This is a genomic window from Thauera sp. AutoDN2, from assembly GCF_051280715.1.
Taxonomy (GTDB): Bacteria; Pseudomonadota; Gammaproteobacteria; order Burkholderiales; family Rhodocyclaceae; genus Thauera.
Genome location: NZ_JBNCAR010000047.1, coordinates 1 through 14428, shown reverse-complemented (window position 1 = coordinate 14428; position 14428 = coordinate 1). Strand labels below are relative to the sequence as shown.

General features: G+C 63.1%; 19 protein-coding genes. 13 read left to right on the top strand and 6 right to left on the bottom strand.

From position 1 onward, the window contains the following. Positions 1-9 precede the first annotated feature (9 nt). The 4 genes from ACPT9U_RS16420 to wrbA all read left to right on the top strand — a co-directional run bounded on the left by ACPT9U_RS16420 (position 10) and on the right by wrbA (position 3255). Complete coding sequence (locus tag ACPT9U_RS16420) at positions 10-312, top strand: type II toxin-antitoxin system RelE/ParE family toxin (protein WP_435751719.1); 303 nt, start codon at positions 10-12, stop codon at positions 310-312. A 605-nt stretch (positions 313-917) separates the two neighbouring features. After that, positions 918-1694: a DODA-type extradiol aromatic ring-opening family dioxygenase gene (locus ACPT9U_RS16415; RefSeq protein ID WP_435751717.1), complete on the top strand. Its 777-nt coding sequence runs from the start codon at positions 918-920 to the stop codon at positions 1692-1694. A 20-nt stretch (positions 1695-1714) separates the two neighbouring features. Beyond that, on the top strand, positions 1715-2509 hold the full coding sequence (locus ACPT9U_RS16410) for an SDR family NAD(P)-dependent oxidoreductase (protein WP_004256460.1): 795 nt from the start codon (positions 1715-1717) through the stop codon (positions 2507-2509). Positions 2510-2652: 143 nt separating this feature from the next. Next, complete coding sequence (gene wrbA, locus ACPT9U_RS16405) at positions 2653-3255, top strand: NAD(P)H:quinone oxidoreductase (protein WP_004256455.1); 603 nt, start codon at positions 2653-2655, stop codon at positions 3253-3255. 372 nt (positions 3256-3627) lie between these two features. On the opposite strand, the gene ACPT9U_RS16400 is transcribed toward wrbA, so the two are convergent. Continuing rightward, on the bottom strand, positions 3628-4296 hold the full coding sequence (locus tag ACPT9U_RS16400; RefSeq protein WP_004255185.1) for an SOS response-associated peptidase: 669 nt from the start codon (positions 4294-4296) through the stop codon (positions 3628-3630). A gap of 175 nt (positions 4297-4471) precedes the next feature. Between ACPT9U_RS16400 and ACPT9U_RS16395 the strand changes: the two genes are divergently transcribed. The 7 genes from ACPT9U_RS16395 to ACPT9U_RS16365 all read left to right on the top strand — a co-directional run bounded on the left by ACPT9U_RS16395 (position 4472) and on the right by ACPT9U_RS16365 (position 7671). Further along, positions 4472-4723, top strand: a complete 252-nt coding sequence (locus ACPT9U_RS16395) for a hypothetical protein (protein ID WP_004255182.1) — start codon at positions 4472-4474, stop codon at positions 4721-4723. Further along, the gene (locus tag ACPT9U_RS16390) at positions 4720-5166 is read left to right on the top strand and encodes a PIN domain-containing protein (protein WP_004255179.1); all 447 of its coding nucleotides are present in this window, start codon (positions 4720-4722) and stop codon (positions 5164-5166) included. Before ACPT9U_RS16395 ends, ACPT9U_RS16390 begins: the two co-directional genes overlap by 4 nt. 9 nt (positions 5167-5175) lie before the next feature. Next, complete coding sequence (locus ACPT9U_RS16385) at positions 5176-5847, top strand: hypothetical protein (RefSeq protein ID WP_435751715.1); 672 nt, start codon at positions 5176-5178, stop codon at positions 5845-5847. Positions 5848-5850: 3 nt separating this feature from the next. Next, a complete protein-coding gene (locus tag ACPT9U_RS16380; RefSeq protein ID WP_435751714.1) occupies positions 5851-6336 on the top strand; it encodes a hypothetical protein in 486 nt (161 codons plus the stop codon). A 69-nt stretch (positions 6337-6405) separates the two neighbouring features. Further along, a complete protein-coding gene (gene parS, locus ACPT9U_RS16375) occupies positions 6406-6861 on the top strand; it encodes a type II RES/Xre toxin-antitoxin system antitoxin (protein WP_004254833.1) in 456 nt (151 codons plus the stop codon). Next, a complete protein-coding gene (locus ACPT9U_RS16370) occupies positions 6861-7328 on the top strand; it encodes an RES family NAD+ phosphorylase (protein ID WP_435751711.1) in 468 nt (155 codons plus the stop codon). The genes parS and ACPT9U_RS16370 overlap by 1 nt, the downstream gene beginning before the upstream one ends. Positions 7329-7341: 13 nt before the next feature. Further along, entirely contained in the window at positions 7342-7671 is a 330-nt protein-coding gene (locus ACPT9U_RS16365; RefSeq protein ID WP_435751710.1) for a hypothetical protein, read from the top strand. Positions 7672-7806: 135 nt separating this feature from the next. On the opposite strand, the gene istB is transcribed toward ACPT9U_RS16365, so the two are convergent. Together istB and istA are read right to left on the bottom strand one after the other, a co-directional pair. After that, a complete protein-coding gene (gene istB, locus ACPT9U_RS16360) occupies positions 7807-8604 on the bottom strand; it encodes an IS21-like element helper ATPase IstB (RefSeq protein ID WP_435751708.1) in 798 nt (265 codons plus the stop codon). Beyond that, on the bottom strand, positions 8597-10087 hold the full coding sequence (gene istA / locus ACPT9U_RS16355) for an IS21 family transposase (protein WP_435751707.1): 1491 nt from the start codon (positions 10085-10087) through the stop codon (positions 8597-8599). Before istA ends, istB begins: the two co-directional genes overlap by 8 nt. A gap of 162 nt (positions 10088-10249) precedes the next feature. On the opposite strand from istA, the gene ACPT9U_RS16350 reads away from it, so the two are divergent. Next, positions 10250-11287, top strand: coding sequence for an integrase domain-containing protein (locus ACPT9U_RS16350; protein WP_435751706.1), 1038 nt, complete (start codon positions 10250-10252; stop codon positions 11285-11287). Between the two features lie 100 nt (positions 11288-11387). Further along, the gene (locus ACPT9U_RS16345; RefSeq protein ID WP_435751704.1) at positions 11388-11855 is read left to right on the top strand and encodes a hypothetical protein; all 468 of its coding nucleotides are present in this window, start codon (positions 11388-11390) and stop codon (positions 11853-11855) included. 76 nt (positions 11856-11931) lie between these two features. Here the strand turns inward: ACPT9U_RS16345 and ACPT9U_RS16340 are convergent, their stop codons facing one another. The 3 genes from ACPT9U_RS16340 to ACPT9U_RS16330 all read right to left on the bottom strand — a co-directional run bounded on the left by ACPT9U_RS16340 (position 11932) and on the right by ACPT9U_RS16330 (position 14192). Next, positions 11932-12261 carry a LysR substrate-binding domain-containing protein gene (locus ACPT9U_RS16340; protein WP_435751702.1) on the bottom strand — a complete coding sequence of 110 codons (330 nt, stop codon included), beginning with the start codon at positions 12259-12261 and terminating at the stop codon, positions 11932-11934. Beyond that, complete coding sequence (locus tag ACPT9U_RS16335) at positions 12254-12808, bottom strand: LysR family transcriptional regulator (RefSeq protein ID WP_435751700.1); 555 nt, start codon at positions 12806-12808, stop codon at positions 12254-12256. Before ACPT9U_RS16335 ends, ACPT9U_RS16340 begins: the two co-directional genes overlap by 8 nt. A 232-nt stretch (positions 12809-13040) precedes the next feature. After that, entirely contained in the window at positions 13041-14192 is a 1152-nt protein-coding gene (locus tag ACPT9U_RS16330) for a S1C family serine protease (protein WP_435751699.1), read from the bottom strand. Between the last annotated feature and the right edge of the window lie 236 nt (positions 14193-14428).

The following is a 14428-nucleotide window of genomic DNA, read 5'->3' as shown; positions in this document are numbered from 1 at the left end:
GCCCTTCATCTGGACCAAGAGCGCTCGCGACATCCTGCAGAAGGTCATCCGCGCAAACAGCCGCTTAAGTTCCAAACAAAATGCAGCACTACACTAGAACAGGCCTATACCCACATCGCCCGCCATCCTGGCACGGGTTCGCCTCGCTTTGGGCATGAATTGGACCTTCCGGGTCTTCGCTCCTGGGTGCTTTCTGGCTACCCCTACCTCGTTTTCTACGTTGAACGCCCGGATCACATCGATGTCTGGCGCGTACTGCATGGCCAGCGCGACATTCCCTCCTGGATGCAGGACCAGGAGGGCTTCGTCTGACGCAGCCGCCTGGCACACCATGTGCGAGTTGTGACAGCCTGCTTACCGGAGCTCCGTGCCAACGGCTGCATTTGGCCGGAACTTCGCCTCGTTGAGACGTGGGACGCGTTCACAACTTCGCTCGAACGGCTGGTCTCTCCGCCTCTGACGGGCCGGGCCCGACCCATTGAGGTCGGTTGCGGCGTTAGGGCGAACCGCAGCTGTCATGGTATCGCGGACATAGCCTGCAGCACCTTTCTCCAGTTACTGCAGCTTGAACTCGACGTCCACACGCTCGTCATAGCACGTCCGTCAGAGCCTGCGGAGTTATTGAGAATACAACTGCGTCAAGCGGCCTGCCTTGGAAGTACAATCGATTCTTGGCGATGCATTCACGTTCTGCACCCAGGCGTTCAGCCACCCGCTGGCTGATCCACGGCATATCGGTAAGAGGTGAGCCAGGGATGCCCCCAGGGAGTAGGCCGTCGCACCCCATATGGTCGGGATGCCCACTGTGAACACAAACTCAGCCGCAGCTGCTCGGGGGCAGGATCGAATGTCAGCCATACACTTGCCATGAACGGCCGTTCCCAGGCTTGAAGGGGTCAGCCAAGAAAACCTTGTTCGTGCCCCATGGCGCCGGACCCTGCTTCCTCATAGACTGGAATCCGCCCGACGCGTGGAACGCCATGGGGGATTTCCTGAAGAACGAGGCGAGCACCCTGCCCGCACGCCCCTCGGCCATCGTGGTGGTCTCGGCCCACTGGCTGGAGCCGGCGTTCAGCGTCACCAGCGGACGGCAACCGGATCTGTTCTACGACTACTACGGCTTTCCCCCGCATACGTACGAACTGCGCTATCCGGCACCCGGAGAGCCGCAACTCGCCGCGCGCATTGCCGGCTTGCTCGACCAGGCGCAACTGCCGACCCGACAGGACGCCTCGCGTGGCTTCGATCACGGCATGTTCATTCGGCTGAAGCTGATGCTCCCAGACGCCGACATCCCCGTGGTGCAACTCTCGCTGCGCCATGACCTGGACCCACAGGCGCACCTGGACGCCGGCCGCGCGCTGGCCGCGCTGCGCGACGAAGGCGTACTGATCGTCGGCAGCGGCATGAGCTTTCACAACATGCGCGCCTATGGTGACCCGCGTTTCGGGCCGGTCTCCGACGCGTTCGACCACTGGCTGGTGCAGACGGTCGGGTCCCCGGCGCCACAGCGCGAGCAGGCTCTGGCGACCTGGGAACAGGCGCCATCGGCCCGGCTGTGCCATCCGCCGCGCGCCGAAGAGCACCTGCTGCCGCTGATGGTGGTGGCCGGCGCGGCCAGCGAGGGCGCCGGCCAATGCATCTTCAGCGACAGGGTGATGGAAACCACCCTGTCGGCGTTTCGCTTCGACTGACTTTCAAAGAGGACTTACACATGATCATCGAGCTTTCCGGCAAGACCGCCATCGTCACCGGCTCCACTGGCGGCATCGGCCTCGCCATCGCCAGGGGGCTGGCAGACGCTGGTGCGACCGTCGTCATCTGCGGTCGTGAGCAGGAACGTGTCGACGCGGCACTGGCGCAACTGCGAACCACCCGGGCGGGCTCGCAGGCCCGTGGCGTGGTCGCCGACCTGGGCACGGCCGCCGGTTGCCAGGCGCTGATCAATGCCGAGCCGGATGCCGACATCCTGGTGAACAACCTGGGCATCTACGGCGTCAAGGCCTTCTTCGACATCGATGACGCGGACTGGGAGGCCTTCTTCCAGGTCAATGTGATGAGCGGGGTGCGTCTGGCGCGCCACTATGCACAGGGCATGAAGGCACGCGGCTGGGGGCGGATCCAGTTCATCTCGAGCGAGTCGGCGCTGAACATTCCGGCCGAGATGGTGCATTACGGCGTCAGCAAGGCGGCACTGCAGGGCCTGTCCCGCGGTCTGGCCAAGGTCCTGGCCGGCAGCGGCGTGACCGTCAACACCATCCTGCCGGGGCCGACCCGCACCGAGGGCGCAATCGCCTTCATTGCGGGCATGGCGCAGGAACGCGGGGTCTCCGCGACGGAGATGGAGGCCTTGTTCCTCGCCGAAAACCGTCCGTCGAGCCTGATTCGGCGCTTCGCCAGTCCCGAGGAGGTCGCCAACCTCTGCGTCTACGCGGCCTCCTCCCAAGCCAGCGCAACCACCGGCGCTGCTCTGCGGGTCGAGGGCGGTATCGTCGAAAGCATCGCGTGACGCACAGGGCGCCTAGGAGACACGCCTGGGCATCGCGCGCCACGCGGCCAACCTATACTGACCGATGCCAGGCCCGCCCATGCGGCGGACCTCGCAGTGATAAGCCGTTCTCGATCCCCCATCCACCCCACGGAGGGCGTGTCATGACCAAGGTTCTTGTTCTTTACTATTCGTCGTATGGGCACATCGAAGCGATGGCCTCTGCTGTCGCCGAAGGCGTCAGGGAAGCAGGCGCGCAGGCCACGATCAAGCGTGTTCCTGAGTTGGTGCCGGAGGAGATCGCACGGTCGTCCGGTATCAAGCTAGACCAGGCCGCGCCGATTGCCACGGTTGCCGAACTCCCCGAATACGATGCGATCATCTTCGGCACCCCGACCCGATTCGGCAACATGGCCTCGCAGATGCGCAACTTCCTCGATCAGACCGGTGGTCTTTGGGCGAAGGGCGCACTGATCGGCAAGGTCGGCAGCGTGTTTGCCAGCACCGCGACCCAGCATGGTGGGCAGGAGACCACCATCACCAGCTTCCATACCACGCTGCTGCATCACGGCATGGTCATCGTCGGCGTTCCATACTCGGAAACACGGCAGACGATCATGAGCGAGATCACCGGTGGAAGCCCGTACGGTGCAACCACGATCGCGGCGGGCGACGGTTCGCGCAAGCCGAGCGAGAACGAGCTTGCAATCGCCCGCTTCCAGGGCCGGCACGTGGCGGCGATCGCCGAGAAACTTGCCGCCGGGTAAGCACTTGCCGAAGGTTCCCGGGTCCGAGCGCCCACGTTACTTGCGCTCGGGCAATTTGGGCCTCAAGCGCATAGGCGCTTGTGATGAGTTGGGAGGCAGGTTCCCCGAAAAACCTCTCATTGAGCTGCAGAAAACTTGAACAGCAACGGGTCGGCAGTTCCAGCTTGCAGGCCTGGGAAGCTGCCGTTCACCGTCGCCTGACGCGTGAACGGTAGGTGAACGAACACATTCCTGCCTGACTTCACCACTCAGACCAGTGACAGCTGAGGCCGAATGGTTCGCGTTGGTCGTAGGCCAAGTCTCAGATCAATCCTATCTCTCGTGCAGCGGGGGCTCCTTTTCATCCGATCAGCGGCTTCTGTTTAAACACACTCAGACGGCAATCTTCTCTATAAGCCCCGGGTCCTGCGCCTTGGGATTTCCGACGGCCCGACTCACGGGGTAAGCCTCCATCGCCCCGACTGGATACTCACGGGCAAGCGCCCGTACAAGCTGTGCGTCGGTGACGCCAGGATCGAGCCATGCGCCATAGTCCTGGGGCTGGATGATCACCGGCATGCGTTCGTGAATCGGCCGCATGAGGTCGTTTGCCGCGGTCGTCAGGATGGCGAACGTGAGGAGCTTACCCTCGGGGCCGTCCCAGTGCTCGAGCAGTCCGCCGAAGCCAAAAAGCGAATCACCACCAGCGGGCCGGATGAAGTACGGCTGCTTGTACCCCGCCAATGGCACCCACTCGTAGAACCCTGACGCCGGCACGAGCACACGTGACCGCTTGAAGGCATGCCTGAACATCGGCTTCTCCCCGGCGGTCTCGATCTTCGCGTTGATCGGTTGCGCGAGCTTGCCCGGCTCCTTCACCCAGGACGGCAGCAAGCCCCAGCGAGCGTCGATCAACTCAGGCCCACCGTCCGATCCAGCACGCACGACCGGGGCCTCTTGTGTCGGCGCAATGTTGAAGCGCTCCCGCAGTTCCGCGAGATCAACACCGAACTGCTCTCTGAGGCGCGAATGAGGCCCGTAGAGGGCATAGCGTCCGCACACAGCTTTCTCCTTGTCTGGATAAGCGCTCTTCAGCCTACACCCTCGCCCAATCCAATGAAAATGTCGCCACTTTCCTGATTGGATATTGGCGCGGGGGAGAGTCCTCTACATCGCCCGTTCAATCACGTACCTAGTGCTACACTAAAACCGTATTAGAGAGGCTCAGGAGACCATCATGCCCAACTTGACCATCTCTGCGGATGAAGCAACGCTTCGCAGACTCAGGATCGAGGCGGCCACCCGTAACGTCAGCGTTTCGCGCTTTGTCGGTGAACTCGTGAAGGAAAAGTTCGCCGCGGACGACGCCTATGAGCGAGCGATGACCGATTTCTTCTCACGTGGCCCATACCTTTCACCTGACCCGCGTGACGACAACAGGTCGTGGCCCTCGCGCGACCAGATCTACGACCGCAAGGTGTTGCGGTGAATCCCGTCTTCGTCGACACGAACGTCCTGGCCTACGCACGAGACCAGCGGGACTCTCGCAAGCAGGCGATCGCCATGGACTGGCTGAGGTCGCTCGCGAATCACCGTGCCGGCCGTCTGTCCTGGCAGGTGCTGATCGAGTTCTATGCGGTGGCGACGCATCCGCGAAAATTGGCCATGGTCGAGGCGGCGGCACAGGCAGACGTGCTGGCCCTTCAGGCGTGGAATCCCGTGACGCCGGACACCGAACTGCTGCAGCGGGCGTGGATTGTGCAATCCAAGTACGGATTCTCCTGGTGGGACGCAATGGTGGTGAGTGCCGCATTGATTGCCGGATGCGGCACATTGCTCTCAGAGGACCTGCAGCACAGACAGGTGATCGAGGGATCCCTGACCATCATCGACCCCTTTGCGGCTGACGCCCCCGCGCCTCCCACCGAATAGGCAACCCCGATGCCCCCTTCCCCCGACGTTGCAGCCCTTCTCGACAGTTTGGGCCTGGCCATCGGCACCCATCAAGTCGAGATCATCGATTTTCATCAAGCGGAGTCCGCGTACGTTCACCACTCGCGAATCCCCGTAGCGGCGGTGGGATACGCCTTGGTGTCGCCGACCTTCGCCAAGGGGCGCTTTCCGAAGCTCACCTTCATCGATCTCATTCACAAGCGGCCGTCCATGGACGAGATCGAAGCCCGGGCAGTGGCTGCGGTCTGCGGGGTTGAGGTGGAACCGGGATCATGGAGTAACTCCGAACCATTCGGCATCCACCTCTGGTCGATGATCGAGCACTACGACCTTGGGGCGTTCTTCCAACGCGTCGATCGACCCTACGGCAGCCGCGGTGAGCACTATTACATGCGCCCGCGCGGCTTCGACTGGGGAGACCCTGACAACCCGGAGATCCCCGGTGCGCTCGAGCAGTGGCGAGCCGATTATCGAAAGTTGCCGCCCTACCGCCAGCTCTTGGTTGCGACGATCTTGCAGTTGTACTTCCAGAGCGAGGACACCTATTGGATGGTGCGCGTGCCGAAGAAATGGCATGCAGCCGAAGGGGTCGACATCATTCAGGCAAACGGCGCGCTGCAGGACTGGGCGCGTTTGTATGTCCTCTATCCGGGGTGGTAAGCGATGCCCCACTCCCTGTCCGGTTCAGACATTCAGCGCGTGATCCTCGCCAAAGGCTGGACGATCCGCGATGTCGCCCGCTACTGGGACGTGAGCAGACAGCGGCTCTACCAAGTGTTCAAGCAGGACGCCCCTGCCCTACTCTGGGTCTGCGCGGCCCAAGGTCTGCCCGAGGCCTCGCCCGATCTCCTGACGCTTGCCAAGTCCCGAACGAAGGAGAAGCCCGGGCACCTGCGCCCTGGCGCCAAACCTGCGAGCAGCCTGATCACCCAGGCGGCCGGGTTCTCCGTGGGCGACATCCTGATGGCGTCCGACTACATCGGAGAGATCGCTGACGAAGGCGAGGAAGGCGTGATCACCGAGATCAAGCGCGCCGGAAACTACTGGAGCTTCCTTATCCGGTTCGATCGGGGCGAGGACTGGTTTCCGGAAACGCACCTGTACGACTGCATGGCGCCGACTGGCCGGCAGGCGAGTATCGAACTGTGAGACAACGCATAGACGCACGCGCCAAATTTGCCTAAACTTGGACCAAGATGGCTTAGAAAGGATTCCTACATGCTCCCCTCTTCCCGTACGGTCACCGCTTCCATGGCCGCCGTCCGTCTGCTCGGGGGTGAGGCTGTCCTTCACGCCATGCCACGCGTCCCGATGGAATGGATTCCGCTTCTGCGCCAGGGTTTGCCATCAGCCTCGATCGACGAAGCGATTCGGCTGACACGAATTACTCAGACGGATCTTGCGCGCGCCCTCAACATCCCAGAGCGCACCCTGGTGCGTCGCAAGCGCGAAGGCACGCTCTCGCCCGAGGAGTCGGCCAAGCTCGTCCGGTTTGCCCGGGTCGTGGAACGCGCTGAGATGGTGTTCGAGGATGCGGAAGACGCACTGAGCTGGATCCAAAGCCCCAACGCCTCGCTCGGCGGGGTGACGCCTCTGTCCCTTTTGGACACGGAGATTGGCGCTGACAGCGTGCTCGACACGCTCGGCCGCATCGAGCACGGCGTCTTCGCTTAATGCGGATCGTTTGGCGGATCACCACCGCACGGTTCGCGGCATCCGCCTTCAGCGGGGAAGGTGCGCGACTGTACGGTGGCCGCTGGAATCCGAAGGGCTGGCCGATGATTTACAGCGCCGAGTCGCAATCCTTGGCTTTGCTCGAACTCATGGTCCAGGACGATCCACTACGAGCGAACTACGTGCTGATCCCTGCGCAGTTGCCGGCCGATCTGCCCGAAACACGAGTTGATACCGAGACACTGCCCGCGGAATGGCGAACGATTGGCGCGCGCAGCGCGCTTCAGGAGATCGGCCGCACCTGGATCGACAGTGGCGAGACGGCGGTGCTGAGTGTGCCAAGCGCCGTGGTGCCGGCTGAACGCAACTACCTCCTCAACCCAAGGCATCCAGACTTCACCCGCATCCAGATCGGCGCACCGCTCTCGCTCGAGGTCGACACACGGCTGCTGCGCAACCTGGCTTAAAGAGGCGATCCACATGATGACGGCCCCCTCCCCTTGCCTCCCGGAAGTCTTCAAGTCGCTCGAGATCTCGCTGCTTGCAGCTCCCGCAGCAACGCCTGTCGTCGGCACCGGACAGCGTACGCCCATCATCCGCGCCAGCAACGATCGCGAGGCGGCCGCCAGCTTCCTGCGCGAATTCCAGGACTCGCCCCACACGCACCGGGCCTACAAGCGCGAAACCCTGCGCCTGCTCATGTGGTGTGAGGCCATCGCACGGAAGTCCTTCTCCGACCTGGTGCGTGAGGATGTCGATGACTACTTCGCTGTCGGCGCGCGTCTAAAACTACCCAGCGGTGCGCGTTGAATTTTACCCAGGCACTTTAGCTGCTCGTCATGGAGCAGCCGATGTTCAGTGTAGTCGAGTTGCTGACCGCGAGTGTGCGCAGAGAAGCCCGCGAAGGACGTAGCCCGAAGCGGGCTTCTCTGCGCGGGCGCCGGGTCAGAACGGTTCGTCCTCGGTGAGGGGGCCGCGCTTGGATTGCTCACGGTCCTTGATCCGCGACCGCGCGCTGGCCGAGCTCTGACGGAAACGATAGGACTCGTTGCCCGTCTCGACGATGTGGCAGTGATGGGTCAGCCGGTCGAGCAGTGCCGTCGTCATCTTCGCGTCGCCGAACACGCTCGCCCATTCGCCGAAGCTCAGGTTGGTCGTGATCATCACGCTGGTGTGCTCGTAAAGCTTCGAGAGCAGATGGAACAGCAGCGCTCCGCCGCTCTGGCTGAACGGTAGGTAGCCCAGTTCATCGAGAATCACCAGGTCCATGCGCAGCAGCGAGAAGGCGAGCTTGCCGGCTTTGCCGGCCGCCTTCTCCTGCTCGAGCAGATTGACCAGATCAACGGTCGAGTAAAATCGCACCCGCTTGCTGTGCCGGGTGATCCCGGAGACGCCCAGCGCGGTGGCCAGGTGCGATTTGCCCGTGCCGGTGCCGCCGATGAACACGACGTTGTGGGCCGGCGCAGTGAAGTCGAGCGTGGCGAGTTCCTGGATCAGTGCCCGCTCCACCTTCGACTGCTCGAAGTCGAACCCGGCCAAGTCCCGATGCACCGGGAACCGGGCCGCCTGCAGTTGATAGCGGATCGAGCGCAGGTGACGGTCGGTATGCTCGGCCTCGAGCAAGTGCTCGAGTAGCCAACCCGAACTCTGACACCCGAGCTCACTCGTGGACACCAGCTCCGCCCAGGCATCGGCCATCCCGTACAGGCGCAGGGCTTTCAGTTCGGCAAGCACATCACGCATGGCTCACCTCCGCACGCAGCCGGTCGTAACGCTGCGGGTCTGCCACCGGTGTTTCGCTCAGGGTCAGTACCGTGTCGACGGTCGGCGTGGCAGGAGCTGACTTCAGGCGGTTGAGCACATTCTCGATGTGCTCGGGGCTGGGACGGCCCGCCTCGAGCGCCAACTCCACCGCCACGATCACCGCCCCCAGGCCATGCTGAGGCACGGCGGCGAGCACCTTCGCCATGACCCGATCTCCGCCTTCGCGCTTGAGCAGCAGTGCCCGCAGCGCTTGCAATGGCGCAGGCATGTCGGCGAAGGGGGCACCGTTCCTGAGCGCACCGGGCTTGCGCTCGATCAGCGGCAGATAGTGCTGCCAGTCGTAGCGCGCTTCGTTGCGCGTGAAGCTGCGCACGTGACGGGCCACGACGGTGTCGTGCGCGACGAGCTCGATCTGCTCGGGATACACCCGGATGCCGACCATCTGCCCCACCAACTCGCACGGCGCCGAATAGCGGCAGCGCTCGAACGTGACCAGGCAGGTGCTCGACACCTTGCCGAGGGTCTCCACGTAGCCGTCGAAGGGCGTGATCATCGGCATGAGACTTGGCTGCTCCTGCTCGAGCATCTCCGCCAGGCTGAGGTCGTATTCCGGATGCTTGAGCTCCTGCCACAGGCTGCGACACTTCGCCAGCAACCACAGGTTCAGCTCGGTGAAGGAACCAAAGCGCATCTCGGCCGCCTCCTGCCAGATCCGCCGCCGGCTATCCTGCACGTTCTTCTCGACGACGCCTTTCTCCCAACCGCTGGCGACATTGCAGAAGTCCGGTTCGAACAGGTAGTGCGAGGCCATCGCCGCAAAGCGTGTATTGACCACCCGCGCCTTGCCTTTCTTCACCCGGTCGACGGCGGTCTTCATGTTGTCGTAGATCCCGCGCCGGGCCACGCCACCGAGCGCGGCAAACGCCCGCGCGTGCGCATCGAACAGCATCTCGTGGCTCTGCGTCGGATACGCCTGCACGACAAAGGCACGGCTATAGCACAGCTTCAGGTGCGCCACGAGCACCTTGCGCCACACCCCACCGATGACCAGATGCTCCTCGCTCCAATCGAACTGGTGCGCCTCACCCGGCTCGAACAGCAGCGGAACAAAGGCCTTCGTGACCGATGCACCGCCTTCGGCCTTCCAGCGCCGGATGAACTCGGTGACGCGGCTGTAATCGCCGTCGAACCCCTGCGTCTGCAACTGCGCAAACAGCTTCAGCGCCGTGCGCCGGTCCCGTTGCGGTCGCCGCGCATCGGTCTCCAACATCTTGACCAGCTGCGCCGCGTACGGCGCGATCTTGGTGTCGCCGACCTTGCGCTGGTACTTCGGCTCAACCCCTTCAGGCGCCTTCAGCCACTTGCGGATCGTCTTGCGCGTCAGCCCCGTGCGACGCTCGATCTCCGAAAGCGTGAGCCCCTCCCGGTAGTACAGCCTTCTGACTTTCCCCAGCAGATTCATGGTGATCATCTCCTCTGTTCCCCGCTCCTCGACGGAAGCGGCGGAGGTTAATCACCTGGGTACTTTTCAGCGCGCAGACCCCGCGAAATCTGGGTAGTTTTCAGCGCGCGTCAACAGACCATCGAGAAGCGAGAGATCGAGCTCTTCGCTGCCTTCGGTCAATTGGCGCAGATGGGCTTTCACCTGAGAACGCTGGACAACTTCAAGAAGAAGCATGTCGAGGCCCTGTCTCGGAAGTGGGAAGCAGATGGTTTGTCCGCATCGACGATCCAGAACCGGATTTCAGTGCTGCGAACTCTTGCTGAGTGGCTGGGCAAGAGCGGAATGATTGGGCGTTCGACGGATTTCGTTGCGGACCCCAAGAGCGTCACGCGCACGGCTGCTGCGACCTACGACCACTCGTGGTCGGCTGCAGGTGTTGATGTCGAGGCGGTGATGCGGATGGTGTCCGCGACTGACAAGTACGTGGGTATGCAGCTTCGCCTTTGCTTGGCGTTCGCACTTCGTCGTGAAGAGGCGGTGATGTTCAAACCGCACCGTGCGGACAAGGGGATGTACATCGAAGTTGTTGACGGCACCAAGGGGGGCCGGCCACGTGTTGTCATGATCAGAACGGAGGCGCAACGCCGGGTATTGGAGGAGGCCAAGGCATTCGTGAAAGGGGTGAATGGACACGTAGGAAGCCCTAGTCGCGACCTGAAGTCGGCGATCCGGCGATTTGGGTATGTTCTTGGGAAGTGCGGTGTGACAAAGGCGGGGTTGGGTATCACGGCACACGGACTGCGTCACGAGACCTTGTGCAATCTCTTTGAGGACCTGGCAGGAGTTCCCGCCCCGATTCGTGTCGCCAATCCCCGTGAGGTACTTGCGCAGGCGGACCCGGACAAGGTTGAGCTTGCGCGTGCGGCGGTAGCGGAGATGGCAGGCCATGCTCGGATCTCGATCAGCTCCTCCTATCTTGGGGGGATGCTAGGCAGGGACCGCGAGCCGAGTCCGGCTGAGAAGCGGTACATGGCGCACTGGACACGGTTCTTCGAGCTTCATGCGCGGTCGCTGCTGACCGAGTCGGAGAAGCTGGAGAAGTCGCGCTTGAGGAAGATCCTGCGGCTCGACGAGGACAAGGGCGATGAGCCGGGGCATGAGGAGTTGCCCACGCCGGCGGGGTCAGACGAAGTGAATCTGGCAGCAGGAGGTGCGTGATGGTTGTCATCGACGTACGGCAAGTGCGTTTCCGGAAACGCCCCATGAACGTCTTCCCTCCCCTCTGTCTGGCTAGGCCTGCCTGTGATGGGGTGCGGCGATGAGCGCGGTCCTGTTCGAGGCGCACCTGCGCGCCCACCTGGAGGCGTTACTGGAGATTGACGGGTTCGTGATCGGGGAGTGGCTCTGCACCTTGTCCCATGAGGCGCTTGCAGAGCTGATCGATCGTCTGGAGGTGATGCTGTCCGACGAGGACGTGGAGCTTGAGAACGATCTGGTACTCGATCTGCTGCTGGCGACGAACCTTGGGCATGCAGCCGAGTGCGGCGGGCACCCCTTGTCTGGTCTGGATGAGATCGAGGAGGCGATGGTGGGTCTGGAGCATGCGGCGCACCTTGTCGCGGTCGAGCGGGCTGGGCTGATCGAGGTAGAGGGGCCGGTGTCAATGTGCGACGAGGAGCGCCCGAGTCTTACGCTGACACAGCGCGGCGTGGAGCGTCTGGTCGTGCGGCGATGGATGTCGGACGCGGACATCGGCGGATCGGGTACGGAGCGCGTTCTGAATTGACGCGGGGCGCTGAGGGGCGACCGGGACGAGGAAGGCGGCTCAGGTTGGCGCCCCGCACCTTCACCCCTCTGTCTGGCTAGGAAATCTCAAGGGTAGGACTTGTAGGAGCGCGACTTGCCGGTTCGGCGCTGCGGCGCAGCAGGTAGGTGGACAGCATGGGCGGCGTGCCGGCCAAGGGGCGAACGGTTATGTCGGGGCGGTTCAGGGTCTGCACCTGCGAGGCAATGGCGAAACCTAGGCCATAACCGGCACCAACCAGAGTCAGCATCACGCCTAGGCTCGTCACCTGATCTACCAGCTTGAGCGGCTTGGACGCACCTTGAAGCACCGCCTGGATCTGGTGGTGGCAGCCCGATCCCGCGTCCGGATGGCACAGTACCAACGGAAACTTCAAGGCTTCATCCAATGGCACTTCCGCGTGCGCCAATAAGGGGTGGCCGCACGGGCACGATCACCGACAGAGGATCGGTCCACACGGGCTCGGCGACAAGGCCTTCGCTCACCGCGTCCGACAGCGCAAAGCCGATGTCCAGCAGATCGTTGTGCAGGCCCTTGAGCTGCTGCGCGAAAGGCAGCTCGAAGACGCGAATCTCCAGTTCGGGCTCTTCCTCGCGGCTGCGCGCCAGCAAGGTGGCAATGTGGGGCTGCGCCAAGCTGTCGCAGATGGCGATGCGCAGATAACCCTGATAGCCCTGCGCCGCCGCCTTTGCGGCACTCACCGCCTGCTCCACGGTGGCCAGCACACGCCGGCACTCACCGAGGAACACTTGACCGGCCCAGGTCAGTCGCGTCTGGTGCGCGCTGCGGTCGAACAACTGCACGCCGAGCGTGGCTTCGAGATTGCGCATTGCGCGCGACACAGGCGATTGTTCTACGCCAAGGCGCTCGGCCGCTCGCGCGAAATGCAGTTCTTCCGCGACCGCAACGAAATAGCGCAGTAGTCTGAGTTCCAATGCGGCCTCCTGTTTGCCTCGTTCCTGGCCTGCGTCCACCTCATGCGGATTGCGCCTCGCTTTCTCCTTCGATGATTGGCAAGAGGTTCCGGCGTTGCATGCTTGCCTATTCGGATAGGCAGATCGCATCCGAAAATTACGGAGGTTGAGGCGGAACGCTACCTGGCCGAAGACCTGAGAACCTCAATCGCCGCGACGCTGCACTACCGCCTGATCCACAGGTTCAGTTCAATCAATTCCCGGGTTGCAGCTCCACACGCACCTCGCGCGATTTGCCGGCCCGTTCCACTAACAAGACCACCACATCGCCGACCTTCCTGTCGTCTAGCCGCGCGAGCAGCTTGGCCACATCGTCCGTCGCCTTGCCATCAACATCGATGATGCGGTCGCCCGGCACGATGCCTTGCGGCGTGACTTCGACACCCGCGAGGCCGGCCTTGTGCGCTGCCGAACCAGGGGTAACACGCAACACGAACACGCCCTTGCTTCCAGTCAGCGCCAGCAGGCGCTGATTGAGCTGTTCGTCCACCTCAATGCCCAGCGCCGGACGGATGTACTTACCGGACTTGATGAGTTGCGGCACTACCCGCATGACGGTGTCCACCGGCACGGCAAAACCGATCCCGGCCGAGGCGCCGGAGGGACTGTAGATCGCCGTGTTGATGCCGATAAGCCGCCCTGCCGAATCGAGCAGGGGGCCGCCCGAGTTGCCGGGGTTAATGGCGGCGTCGGTCTGGACCAGGTGATCAATTGTCGGGCCGCCCGCTTCTCCCGGTAACGAGCGGTCGAGCGCGGAGACGATGCCGGTGGTGAGCGTCCAGTCCAGGCCGAAGGGGTTGCCGATAGCGAACACCTTCTGACCCACCTTGAGGTCGGCACTGGTGCCGACCGGCACAGCCGGCGGGCGCTTGAAACCGACGCCGATCTTGAGCACAGCGATGTCGTGCGCAGGGCTCGCCCCTACCAGCGCGGCCTGGTAGTCGCGTCCGTCGGCGAGTTTGACGGTGGCCTCCGACGCGCCCTGGATGACGTGGAAATTGGTCACGACATGGCCGGCGTCGTCCCAGATGAAGCCCGAGCCAGTGCCGCGCGGCACGGAGAAGACGTTGCGCGTCCAGACATCGCGTACCAATTGTGCGGTAGTGATGTAGACCACCGAGGCGCGCGATTTTTCGAACAGTTCGATGGTGGCCTTTTCGTCCGCCGCCAGATCGCCACGCGCCGTCACAGTGCGTTCTGCCGCTTCGCGCGGACTGAACCAGGCCTCGATGGCGGGCAGGAACTGCCACAGCAGCATGAGCGCGGCAATACAGGCGGTGATGAAGAGCCAGCGCCGGATGAAGGGATCCGGTGCGGGGCGTGGATACGGGTTAGGGTAGGCCATGAGAAGTCTCCTGTTGAAAGGCAATCAGCGCCACAGCCCTGTCGGCGCCGGTCCAATATTGATCAGGTGTACCGGTTGAATTTTGACCAAGGGCGATAGCTGCTCGTCATTGCTGCAGCTGTGGATAAGTGTATCGGATTCGCGGTCCTGTTTGCCCTCCTGTGTGCTTGCTGTCGAGCGAGGGAGAGGCGACGCGGGGGAATCTGCGAAGGGCGTAGCCCGAAGCAGATTCCCCC

Excerpts from the sequence above, each read along its gene's own strand:
- ACPT9U_RS16395 (WP_004255182.1), top strand. The coding sequence starts at position 4,472 with ATGCCCAACTTGACCATCTCTGCGGATGAAGCAACGCTTCGCAGACTC.
- ACPT9U_RS16330 (WP_435751699.1), bottom strand. The coding sequence starts at position 14,192 with ATGGCCTACCCTAACCCGTATCCACGCCCCGCACCGGATCCCTTCATC.
- ACPT9U_RS16385 (WP_435751715.1), top strand. The coding sequence starts at position 5,176 with ATGCCCCCTTCCCCCGACGTTGCAGCCCTTCTCGACAGTTTGGGCCTG.
- istB (WP_435751708.1), bottom strand. The coding sequence starts at position 8,604 with ATGCGTGATGTGCTTGCCGAACTGAAAGCCCTGCGCCTGTACGGGATG.
- ACPT9U_RS16380 (WP_435751714.1), top strand. The coding sequence starts at position 5,851 with ATGCCCCACTCCCTGTCCGGTTCAGACATTCAGCGCGTGATCCTCGCC.
- ACPT9U_RS16365 (WP_435751710.1), top strand. The coding sequence starts at position 7,342 with ATGATGACGGCCCCCTCCCCTTGCCTCCCGGAAGTCTTCAAGTCGCTC.
- parS (WP_004254833.1), top strand. The coding sequence starts at position 6,406 with ATGCTCCCCTCTTCCCGTACGGTCACCGCTTCCATGGCCGCCGTCCGT.
- ACPT9U_RS16410 (WP_004256460.1), top strand. The coding sequence starts at position 1,715 with ATGATCATCGAGCTTTCCGGCAAGACCGCCATCGTCACCGGCTCCACT.
- ACPT9U_RS16345 (WP_435751704.1), top strand. The coding sequence starts at position 11,388 with ATGAGCGCGGTCCTGTTCGAGGCGCACCTGCGCGCCCACCTGGAGGCG.
- istA (WP_435751707.1), bottom strand. The coding sequence starts at position 10,087 with ATGAATCTGCTGGGGAAAGTCAGAAGGCTGTACTACCGGGAGGGGCTC.
- ACPT9U_RS16370 (WP_435751711.1), top strand. The coding sequence starts at position 6,861 with ATGCGGATCGTTTGGCGGATCACCACCGCACGGTTCGCGGCATCCGCC.
- wrbA (WP_004256455.1), top strand. The coding sequence starts at position 2,653 with ATGACCAAGGTTCTTGTTCTTTACTATTCGTCGTATGGGCACATCGAA.